General features: G+C 62.1%; 5 protein-coding genes and 2 pseudogenes. 5 read left to right on the plus strand and 2 right to left on the minus strand.

From position 1 onward, the window contains the following. Positions 1-112, plus strand: a pseudogene (locus MFF24_RS28260) (transposase); the annotation flags it as partial. Further along, a complete protein-coding gene (locus MFF24_RS28265) occupies positions 113-958 on the plus strand; it encodes an alpha/beta hydrolase (RefSeq protein WP_238229172.1) in 846 nt (281 codons plus the stop codon). Between the two features lie 154 nt (positions 959-1,112). Here the strand turns inward: MFF24_RS28265 and MFF24_RS29010 are convergent, their stop codons facing one another. Both MFF24_RS29010 and MFF24_RS28275 read right to left on the minus strand, forming a co-directional pair. Then, positions 1,113-1,778: a helix-turn-helix domain-containing protein gene (locus tag MFF24_RS29010; protein ID WP_308445626.1), complete on the minus strand. Its 666-nt coding sequence runs from the start codon at positions 1,776-1,778 to the stop codon at positions 1,113-1,115. Between the two features lie 3 nt (positions 1,779-1,781). Then, positions 1,782-1,940, minus strand: a pseudogene (locus MFF24_RS28275) (transposase); the annotation flags it as partial. Positions 1,941-2,611: 671 nt separating this feature from the next. Here MFF24_RS28275 and MFF24_RS28280 point away from each other — a divergent pair. From MFF24_RS28280 to MFF24_RS28290, 3 genes are all read left to right on the plus strand, one after another. Continuing rightward, positions 2,612-3,073 (plus strand): hypothetical protein, encoded by a 462-nt coding sequence (locus tag MFF24_RS28280; RefSeq protein WP_238229170.1) that lies wholly within the window; start codon positions 2,612-2,614, stop codon positions 3,071-3,073. Positions 3,074-3,075: 2 nt separating this feature from the next. Continuing rightward, positions 3,076-4,311, plus strand: a complete 1,236-nt coding sequence (locus MFF24_RS28285) for an HlyD family secretion protein (protein WP_238229171.1) — start codon at positions 3,076-3,078, stop codon at positions 4,309-4,311. A 420-nt stretch (positions 4,312-4,731) separates the two neighbouring features. Next, the gene (locus MFF24_RS28290) at positions 4,732-6,234 is read left to right on the plus strand and encodes an HWE histidine kinase domain-containing protein (RefSeq protein WP_238229174.1); all 1,503 of its coding nucleotides are present in this window, start codon (positions 4,732-4,734) and stop codon (positions 6,232-6,234) included. Positions 6,235-6,582: the final 348 nt, after the last annotated feature.

Genomic DNA, 6,582 nt, shown 5'->3' on the forward strand with positions numbered 1-6,582 from the left:
GCTGCTGAGGCCCGGTGACACCGTCATCCTCGACAATCTGAATGCCCACAAGGTCGCCGGGGTGCGCGAGGCCATCGAGGCGGTCGGCGCACGGGTTCTCTACCTCCCGCCTGTGCTCGCGACCGGTCCGGCAACGGCTGACCCGGTGGAGCTCGCAGCCTTTCGTGACCTGTTGCGACCTCCGCCGACCCTGCAGCTCACCTATGGTGAGGCCCCCTCTCAAGTCGTTGATGTGTTCCTGCCCGCGAGCCCTGGCCCACACCCAGTCGCGGTTCTCATCCACGGCGGTTGCTGGAGCGCTACCACCGCCGGGCGCGAGCAGATGCGTCACCTCGGACCAGATCTAACGCATCGCGGCGTTGCCGTGTGGAGCATCGGCTACCGCCGTGCCAATGAGGCCGGTGGCGGCTATCCCGGAACTTATCAGGACATAAGTGCTGCTCTGGACCGGCTTGCTGAAGAGGCAAAAACATACCACCTGGACCTGTCGCGTGTGGTGTTCTTGGGCCATTCGGCGGGCGGCCACCTTGCCCTATGGGCAGCCTCGCGCGGCTCGCTTCCCGCCGAGAGTCCTCTTCACGCAGCGCCCCATCTGACCCCGCGAGCGGTGATCAGCCTAGGCGGCGTGGGAGATCTTGCGACGTTCGCGCGGTTCGTCCCTGTGCTCTGCGGCTTGGGCATTGTCGAGCGGCTCGCCCCAGCAGACAAGCTATCGGAGGTCTCACCCGCAGCCCTCCCGCCTGCCGGGGTGCCGGTCATTCTAGTCAGCGGTGTACTGGACCGACTCACGCCACCATGGGTCGCCTACGACTATGCGCGCGCTGTTCGAGGGAGGTCTGGACGGGCGCCGCAACTCATAAATGTCCCGGATGCCGGACACTTCGACTTGGTCACACCGTCGACGCCGGCCTGGCAGGAGGTGCGTGGTCTCATCGCTGCATCCTTGGAACTTCGGTAAGTTTCCATCGGACCGCTTTGAGGGGGATCCCTCTCACTCTCGCCGATATACATGTCACCTGTTCAGTTGCGCGCCGATTTTGTTGAAAAACTCTGCTGTTGCAGCGGCATTTCTGAGGTGATTCATTGCTGTTGTGAGGCGGGGATTGTGCATCTCAGAGGTCCTTCATCCAAGACATCAGGGTCGCGCCGCTCTCCCGATGGGCATCGACCCGATGGCTTGTGCCGACATCCCGCGGGTTCACGCCGTAACGCGCGTGGAACGCCTTGCTGAAACTCTTCAGGTTCTCGTAGCCGCAGGCGTAGGCCACGCCGGAGACGCGGGGCGGCCCCTCCTCGCTTCCAGAGAGCATCCGCATGGCCCGAGCTAGGCGGCGATTGCGGATGTAGGTCATCACGCCCCCGTCGGCCTCGAACAGTGCGTAGACCGGCGTGCGCGACAGCCCAAAACGGGCGCAGATGATTTCGACGCCGAGGCCGGCCAAGTCCAGGTTCGCCGCTATGAATTGCCGGATCTCGATGGCGACGACTGCCGGACGGTTGTAGGCGCTGTCCGAAGCGGGCGTGAGCATCGCGTTGCATATCGAGACCGTCGCTGTTGTGAGCATGGTTCTCTGTGCCTCGTCCGACGTATCCAGGCAGTCCTGCATGTTCCGCATGTGGTCCGAGAGCAGCTTGTTCAACGGGCTCCCGGTCCGGGAGAACCTGCTCCTGTGCAGTCGCCCCACTTCCCCCACCCTGCTATCGAATAGGCGGCGAGGAATGCACAGGCTGGTCCCGTCAACGCTCGTCGTCGAGCGACCGAAGATGGGCTGCGCCATGTTGTCGTCGATCACCAGGCAGGCATCGGATCCGCCGACCAGCCGGTCCGCGGAGCGAGCTAACTCTGTCCAGAGCGGGCTGTCGTCCCAGGCCGGGCTGGCGATGAAGTGTTACGGCTGGTCGTGGCCCGGCGATCCGAGGCGGGCTGTCATCGGCTGCAGACGCAGTGCCACTACAGGATAAGAACGCCCGCCGCCCTCAGAGTGCCCAGGTAGTGCTAAGTTGTCGAACTGTCCATTAGGGATGAGCTAAGCCGCAGGCTGGCCCGTTTTAAATGTACAAGCATCCCGAGAGCGCCGAAAGTGTACCTGTGCGCTGGTGTAGGCAATGGGGTGGACACCGTAACATCTTCGCTTGCGCGGCCATTGCAGCCAGTTTCGTTAACTGAGCCGTTGGCGCAAATAATCAAGCAGTTTTTTTTGCCCCGTGTTACAATTTCGTCTGCCATGATTCGGCATAGTTCATTTGACGTATCCAGCCGGCAGCGCGCGGAGGGTCTGTCATGAAGTACGCCTTGGTCGCTTTCAGTCTCTTTGCAGGCCTGCTCGCATACGTCCCGACGGAGGCCAATGCCCTCGTCTGCGCCCGCGGCGTCTATCGGTCCGGCTGCGTCGGCCCTCGTGGCGCGGTTGTCGTCCAGCGAGGATATCACGGCCCGCGTGCGGTTGGTGTCGTGCGACGCGAATATTACGGACCGCGCTCAGTAGGTGCCGTTCGACGCGGATACTACGGGCCGCGGGCGGTCCGTGTGCGACGCTGGTGACACCTGCTGCCGCCTCTAAGGAGCGGACACACCTGTCCGAATGGCTACGTCGTTTTTGCTGGGGGCCGCATGACTGCCTCGCTGAACCCCGCCGCACCTCATCATCTTCCAGCGTTCATTACCGCTTCTGGCGAGACGGACGTCTTCTTGATGGCAGCGGCCGTGATCCTGGGGATCGCAGTTCTAGCAATTGGGCTCTTGTTCCTACGCCTGCATACGCTGCCGGAGCGGATCGCCCACAAGAGCCACAAGCTCCAGTTCGAGATCGTCGCCGTGCTCGGACTGCTGGCCCTCTTCACGCACATCCATCTCTTCTGGGTGATCGGCCTGCTACTAGCGATGATCGACATTCCCAACTTTGGGGGAGCACTCGGCCGGATCGCGGGATCGCTTGAACGTATGGCAGGCATCCCGCGTGGCGAGGCGGTAGATGATACGCAAGGCCAGACCTCTGCAGTGGTCACGCGGCCTGAAGCGCAGCCACTGTCACGGCCTTCACCGAAAATCGTTCCAAATAGCACCGGGAGCTGACCATGCTCGAGCTTATGCTCTGCTCCCTACTGACGATCCTGCCGGACTATCTCTTCCGCCGCTTCGGCCAGGGCAAACGATTTGGCAAAGAGATCACGCTTTACTCTGTGTGGTTCGAGCTTAGGTGGGGAATCGTTACATGCTTGATGCTTACGATCGGGCTGATCACGTTGATATTCTATTACCACCCTTCAACGAACAGCGCGACGCTCTACTACAGAACCGTACCGATCGTTCCCGAGATCAACGGACGTGTGGCTGAAGTCTACGTACGAGGCGTCAGCGGCGAGGTCGAGCAGGGTGCTCCGATCTTCAGGCTCGACAGTTCGACACAGAAGGCCGCCGCGGAGTCGGCGCGGCGCAAGATCGCCGAGGTTGAGGCGGCGATGGTGGCGGCACAATCCGATATCTTGGCCTCCGAAGGAAAAGCCCAGGAGGCCCGGAGCGCCCTACAGCAGGCCATCGACGAACTGGAGACGAAGCAGGAGCTGAACAGGCGCGGCGCCGGCATCGTCGCCGTTCGCGAGATCGAGCGGCTCCAGAACGTCGTGAACGGCCGGCAGGGCTCCGTCGCGGCGGCAACTGCTGCCAAGCAGACGGCCGAGGCACAATTCAACACGCTTCTCCCCGCTCAGAAAGCCAGCGCCCAGGCGGCGCTTGCGCAGGCCGAAGTAGAGATCGCCAAGACGACAATTCGGGCTGGCGTGAAGGGGCGGGTGGAGCAATTTTCACTGCGGTCCGGCGACATCGTCAACCCGTTCATGCGCTCGGCCGGTGTGCTGATCCCCGAAGGTGCCGGACGCAAGGCGATCGCGGCGGGCTTCGGGCAGATCGAGGCGCAGGTGATGAAGGTGGGCATGCTGGCGGAGGTCACCTGCATCTCGAAACCCTGGACCGTCATCCCAATGGTGGTGACGGGCGTGCAGGACTTCATTGCCGCCGGCCAATTCCGAGGTGGCGAGCAACTCATCGACGCGCAGCAGGTTGTTCGGCCGGGAACGATTCTGGTCTTCCTTGAGCCGCTCTACCAAGGTGGCCTGGAAGGCGTGACGCCCGGAAGCAGTTGCATCGCCAACGCCTATACGGGCAATCACGAACTCATTGAGTCGGGCAAGCTCAGCACCAGCAAAAAATTGGCTCTCCACGCGGTCGATGCCGTCGGGGTCGTGCATGCCATGATCCTGCGGATCCAGGCGATCGTCCTGCCGATCCAAACCCTCGTGTTCAGCGGACATTAGGGGCATGGAGCTGTTTCAGCGGAACGCTCCGTAACGAACGATAACCGAATGTCCGCTATCAGCGGGGAAGTAGCCTACTGCGATGGCTAGGTTGGATGCGTGCTTTCCACCCCATCCGGACCTTCGACGGCAACCCCTCGAAGTTCCGAATGGGGTCAGCAGTTCGACCGCTGCTTGTTCGGCTATGCGCAACTTGCAGACCTCCGCTCTCGCACGGTAGCAGGTCCGCCGTTGCCGCGTGAACGAGTGTAAGACGTGATAATCGCTAGGCGCTTCAGCTATGCGTCTCTTTGCTATACGCACGACCTACCTCACCGGTATCGTGGGGAGCGGTTGTGCTCGCGCTGGCTGAAGGCGAAACAAACCGGGCCCGCCCTCTTTGTATGCTCATTGAAAGAGGCGGACTTGGCAGACGCGATCATGCCTGACCTAGAGGAAACGGCCCGTCTCGTCGCGCTCGGCCGCTACGCTATCCTAGACACGGCTCCAGAGCCGGCCTTTGACGATCTTGTGCTCCTCGCCTCGCGGATCTGTGAGACACCTGTCTCACTCATCAGCCTTGTTGGATCTGATCGTCAGTGGTTCAAGGCGCGCATCGGCTTTGCCCATTCCGAGATGCCCATCGAGCAATCGGTCTGCCGTCATGCTTTGAAGCAGGCCGGGCTCTTCATTATCCCGGACCTGAAGCTCGATCCGCGGACCTCCGACAATCCTCTCGTCACGGGCGGACCGCACATCCGGTTCTACGCCGGAGCACAACTGGTGACCTCGGACGGTGTGGCTTTCGGCACCCTCTGTGTCATCGACACCAAGCCGCGGCCGGAGGGCCTCACGGATAGCCAAGCCAGCAGCCTTGAGGCACTCGCCCGACAGGCCATGTCGCAGATGGAGTTCCGTCGCGTGATCGCCGAGCGCGCTGAGATTGCGCTGCGCAGGAGCGAGGAACGGTTCCGGGCTTTGGCCAACCTCGTTCCGGGCTTCCTCTGGAGCAGTGATCTTGTAGGTCGAGCAACGTGGTTCAGCGAGCGCTGGTACGAGTACTCCGGTCAATCTGAAACGGAGGCTCTCGGCTATGGCTGGCAGGAGGTGATCCACCCAGAGGAGCGCGAGTACACGATATCGGGCTTTCGGGCCGCCATGGATCAGGAGCAGCCGTATAGTCGCGAATACCGCATCCGCGGCAAGGACGGAATCTACCGTTGGTTCATGGTCCGTGCTGAGCCGATCCGGGATGCCTCTGGGCAGATCGCTCGGTGCTATGGAGCTGTCACAGACATCCACGATCTGCACGAGTTGCATCAGCGTCAGGCGGTGTTGGTAGATGAGTTGCAGCACCGCACCCGCAATCTGCTGGCGGTGGTGCGCTCGATCGCGCAGCAAACTATGGCCCAGTCTGGTCCGACCGAACAATTTTGCGAGCGGTTCAACGACCGTCTCGCTGCGCTTTCACGCGTGCAGGGACTGCTCTCACGTTCCGACGAAGAGCCGATCACCATTCGGGCGCTGATCCAGACCGAGCTCGACGCGTTCGGGGCTGCCGCGATGCAGTCTCGAGTGGCGTTCGAGGGCCCGTCGGTTCGCTTGCGCAAGGTCAGTGTGCAGACACTCGCACTTGCCCTGCACGAGTTGGCCACCAATGCGCGCAAGTACGGCTCTCTCGCCAATGATCATGGGAGGCTCTGGGTGAGCTGGGACACCTACAGGGGAGATGGAGGCGAGCGGCGGCTATCGCTGGTCTGGCTGGAACAGGGTATCAACGGGCCCAAGGAACGCAGCTCGATTCGCCGTGGCTACGGGCGTGACCTGATCGAGAAGGCGCTGCCCTACGCACTGAAAGCCCGGACTAGCTACGAACTGGGTGAGGCTAAGCTGCGCTGTGTCATCGACCTACCGCTCACTGACTGCGCCAAAATACAGCATTGAAGATCTTTGCAGCGGACTTGCCGGCTGCCTCCCGTTTGCCGAACGCCAAGGACGGATACGTCATCCCCCCGGAGATACTGTGCGCGTTCCACGCGTTAGGAGTTAAAGCGGCCGGGACGGCGCCGAACGCCGAGGAAGCCCTGAAACTTCTGCAAGTCCCTTCGGCACGGACATCTGGGCAGACCGGCTTGAAGGACTGCTTGGAGTCAGGGAGAGGCCTGTCAATCGGCGTCCAATAGGGGTTCATCCGCACTTTCGATGCTTCGGGGTGTCTCGGGCGTTAATCCGCGTGGTGGCCCGAGGGCAGCGCGATGCCAATCTCGAACCCGTCGATGCCGTCGGTCCCGG

It is taken from the genome of Methylorubrum aminovorans (genome assembly GCF_022179725.1).
Taxonomy (GTDB): domain Bacteria; phylum Pseudomonadota; class Alphaproteobacteria; order Rhizobiales; family Beijerinckiaceae; genus Methylobacterium; species Methylobacterium aminovorans.

Bases quoted from the DNA above. Each gene is read 5' to 3' on its own strand.
- MFF24_RS29010 (WP_308445626.1), bottom strand. From the start codon at position 1,778: ATGGCGCAGCCCATCTTCGGTCGCTCGACGACGAGCGTTGACGGGACC.
- MFF24_RS28280 (WP_238229170.1), top strand. From the start codon at position 2,612: ATGACTGCCTCGCTGAACCCCGCCGCACCTCATCATCTTCCAGCGTTC.
- MFF24_RS28285 (WP_238229171.1), top strand. From the start codon at position 3,076: ATGCTCGAGCTTATGCTCTGCTCCCTACTGACGATCCTGCCGGACTAT.
- MFF24_RS28290 (WP_238229174.1), top strand. From the start codon at position 4,732: ATGCCTGACCTAGAGGAAACGGCCCGTCTCGTCGCGCTCGGCCGCTAC.